The sequence below is a fragment of the Caballeronia sp. genome, assembly GCF_028292365.1.
GTDB lineage: Bacteria > Pseudomonadota > Gammaproteobacteria > Burkholderiales > Burkholderiaceae > Caballeronia.
The window spans coordinates 1-3,109 of record NZ_JAQGMM010000502.1; the positions used below are offsets into that span (position 1 = coordinate 1).

Annotated in this window: 3 protein-coding genes and 1 pseudogene; 3 read left to right on the plus strand and 1 reads right to left on the minus strand. The window is 58.2% G+C overall.

Translation table 11 applies throughout. The annotated features are described in order from the left end of the window. A pseudogene (locus JWR14_RS29330) lies at positions 1–411 on the minus strand (cytochrome C oxidase subunit II); the annotation flags it as partial. A 672-nt stretch (positions 412–1,083) separates the two neighbouring features. Here JWR14_RS29330 and JWR14_RS29335 point away from each other — a divergent pair. The 3 genes from JWR14_RS29335 (at position 1,084) to JWR14_RS29345 (ending at position 2,853) form a co-directional block, all read left to right on the plus strand. Further along, positions 1,084–1,935 (plus strand): formate/nitrite transporter family protein, encoded by an 852-nt coding sequence (locus tag JWR14_RS29335; RefSeq protein WP_299716156.1) that lies wholly within the window; start codon positions 1,084–1,086, stop codon positions 1,933–1,935. Positions 1,936–2,136: 201 nt separating this feature from the next. Continuing rightward, positions 2,137–2,373 (plus strand): hypothetical protein, encoded by a 237-nt coding sequence (locus JWR14_RS29340; protein WP_299716159.1) that lies wholly within the window; start codon positions 2,137–2,139, stop codon positions 2,371–2,373. 204 nt (positions 2,374–2,577) lie between these two features. Next, on the plus strand, positions 2,578–2,853 hold the full coding sequence (locus tag JWR14_RS29345) for a DUF2934 domain-containing protein (protein WP_299716162.1): 276 nt from the start codon (positions 2,578–2,580) through the stop codon (positions 2,851–2,853). Positions 2,854–3,109: the final 256 nt, after the last annotated feature.

A 3,109-nucleotide genomic window follows, 5' to 3' on the forward strand; every position in this document is an offset into this window, starting at 1 on the left:
AGTTAATTCGATATGAACCGCATCGTCGACGGGCAGGCGCGACAACGCCCGGTCGGTCAAGATATCGGCCAGTATCAAGCCACATAGCAGCACGACCGAAATGATTGTGGCGGCGATGACCGCGCGCCGTGAGCGAGGCTCAGCACGGTCGATCGACGTGAGATCAGGCGCCGTGCGCTCGCGCGCACGAGGCGTGCGCATCAGCGCCCAGAAGAAGGTGACGAGGATAGCGGTGAAGACGAACGAACAGACGATTAGCGTGAGATTCCACAGACTTAGGATCCGTACCGCCTGTACTCCCACCGGCTGTAAGGTGCTCTGGCTGGCCGCGAACGCGAGGCGCGCACTGCCGAGAAGCGCGAAAAGCACACCGTGCAGGCATGTCGTTGCGGATCGGCGAAAATCTCTCATTTGCATAGGGTCGATGTCACTGGCCGCGCTTCAAATGTCACAACGGAGCATCGTCACTCAACCATGAATCCATCTAGTTCCGTTCGCACGAGCACTTTTCGGGCCAGCGGTACTCTCATCTGTACCCAGTTTGTCGGGTAAAGCAATTCCTTTCAGAGCGGCCATATCAAGCCACCTACGCATCGAGTTAGCTGTCGGCGTCGTAATCGCTTGCAAATCCCGCGCTTCAGTGGCGACACTAGCGATTCAGGACCGACCAATCCTGTACATCGGTCTATTCAATGAATCAACCGGAGAAATTGAATGGAACCCCGTAAGAGGTGAACGGGCTCGGAACGGTGTAGGCTGAAAAGGTCCGACGCGAGGCAAAGACTCGACACCGTTCGTGCGGTAGAGCATCTGCTTGAAGCCTTCCGCATAACGCTTCTGGCAACTCCCAAAGTTGCGCCGCCCCTGAAAATAATTGAGTTATAGCAAACAGATGCGCGGTGGCATGCCAGCGACCATCTGCCGACCTGGGTCGAACTAAAGCCGCTCAAGCGCACACGTCGTGCGAGGAAGGGCGGTTCCGCTTAGCCGCAGCGGTGCAGGCATTTATTGTGCGAGGTTGTGAACAAGTCCGACGGAAACTTCGACACCGGGTGACGAGTCACAACCCAAGGATTTCGAATCATGCCCGGTCCCAATGCTGGCTCCAGCTCTCCTCATCTCGATGACGGAGAACAAAAACAGGCCGCGCAACACGCCTCCCCACGTGCCTTGGTAATCCACGAAGTCGTCAGGGAAGAAGGCGAGGCTGCGATGGAGCGAACGGCCGGCGCGCTCATCATGTCTGCGCTGGCCGCCGGGCTATCGATGGGATTCTCCTTCTTAACGCAGGCAGTAATCGAAAGTTCTTTGCCCGATGCTCCTTGGCGGCCCCTCGTCGCTTCTTTCGGCTACACGGTCGGATTCGTCATCGTCATTCTTGGCCGGCAGCAACTGTTCACGGAAAGCACCCTGAGCGCTGTACTTCCGGTCTTGACGCGGCGCGACGTGACGACCGTTGCGAAAACCGGCCGACTTTGGGGGCTCGTGCTATTCGGGAACATCGCAGGCACGTTGATATTCGCGGCCATGCTGCAAATCCCAGGCGTCTTTACCGACGATGTCGTCACGGCCCTTGGCGTTTTAGGTAAGCAACCTCTTTCCGGCACCTTCATGGTGACGGTCGTGCGCGCAGTGTTTGCCGGCTGGCTGATCGCGTTGATGGTCTGGCTGCTGCCGAGTGCGCGTTCGGCACGGCTAATGACGATTTTACTGATCACTTATGTGGTCGCGATGAGCAAGCTGTCGCATGTGATCGCCGGTTCAGTTGAAGCGAGCTACAGCGTGATGGCGGGTGCAGCAAGCGTGCAGGACTATCTGCTCAACTTTTTTGCGCCAACCTTACTCGGCAATATGATCGGTGGAATTTCACTGGTGGCGATCATAAACCATGGTTCCATCGTGGCGGAGATGACGGATGACGACGATCAGCGCTGATCTGAGGGGCGTGCAAGGGACATGACGCGGGCTGTCGCCCATTGTCCTGATCTTGCCGAGCGGAACGCGTCCTTGTCGCGGATGACGAATACATGCGCGCCGATGCAGTCATGACCAGTTACGATGCGGGCCGCGTCCTCGGTTTAATGTGAGACAGCGTTGTGAATTCGATTAGAACTGGCAAACCCGGGCAGACATCGCTTGAACTTAAGCTCGATGGGCGGTTTTCCGACGGACACGGCAAGACGGATGCCCGAGGACATCCGTCTTGCCGTCGACAACAATATGAGCGGATGGCCGCGCATCGCGTGGGCCATCTTGCGGCATGAAAAGGTCTATGACGTCACGATCGGAACCACGCTGAAGAAGCATCGCATCTCTGCGCCGCAACTGGAAGCGACGACCGGTACCGTCAGAGGTTGTCACCAGAACAGGTGAACCTCTTCGTTCCGCCCGTCACCCATAAGAGGTGGACCGGAGAAGCGGGGCGCTGCGGCCTCGATCGGGCAATCGCCAGGTCTGCTGTCAAATGCGAACAGGTATTGGCAAGTGCGGCTTATGTCGCTCAGCGCCGATGCCGGTTCTCGCGCCCTGCGCCATGCACGGCAAACTGTCGGGTGCTTTCCCTTAGGAGCATTGCATATGAACAGGGAACTCGAAGCTCGAATCCGCACACGGGCCTATCACATCTGGGAAAACGATCCGGAGCCCAATGGCGATGCGGAGAAGCACTGGGACGAAGCGCGCCGGCAGATCGAAGCCGAAGGCGACGATGCGCAAAACGGCGTGGAGGTCAGCGTCGATCAGTCGGCAGACCGTGAGCGAGGTGACCGGCTCGCTCCTGATGAGCAGTTGCAGGACGTGCCTGGCTTGGTTAAACAGGCGGACGCGCCTGCTTCCTCCCGCCGAAAGCGATAGCGTCGATGTTAGCGGGCGTTCATCTCCAATACGAGGCCTGTCGACCACAGAGGCGGAGCATGCCCGTTGCTGGACGTGAATCGTCGGTGCTGCGTTGTGCAACTGCGGCAACCCGCTAGCTACCTTAGCGAGGAATAAGTTAAAAATCTGGTCGTCATCCCAGTCGCACGGAACGTGTGCAAACCCGCTCTTGTAAGATGTGCCTGACTGAGCAATCGACGAGTCGCACTGGATGGGCCGCACGGCTCGCGATGAC

Excerpts from the sequence above, each read along its gene's own strand:
- JWR14_RS29335 (WP_299716156.1), top strand. The coding sequence starts at position 1,084 with ATGCCCGGTCCCAATGCTGGCTCCAGCTCTCCTCATCTCGATGACGGA.
- JWR14_RS29345 (WP_299716162.1), top strand. The coding sequence starts at position 2,578 with ATGAACAGGGAACTCGAAGCTCGAATCCGCACACGGGCCTATCACATC.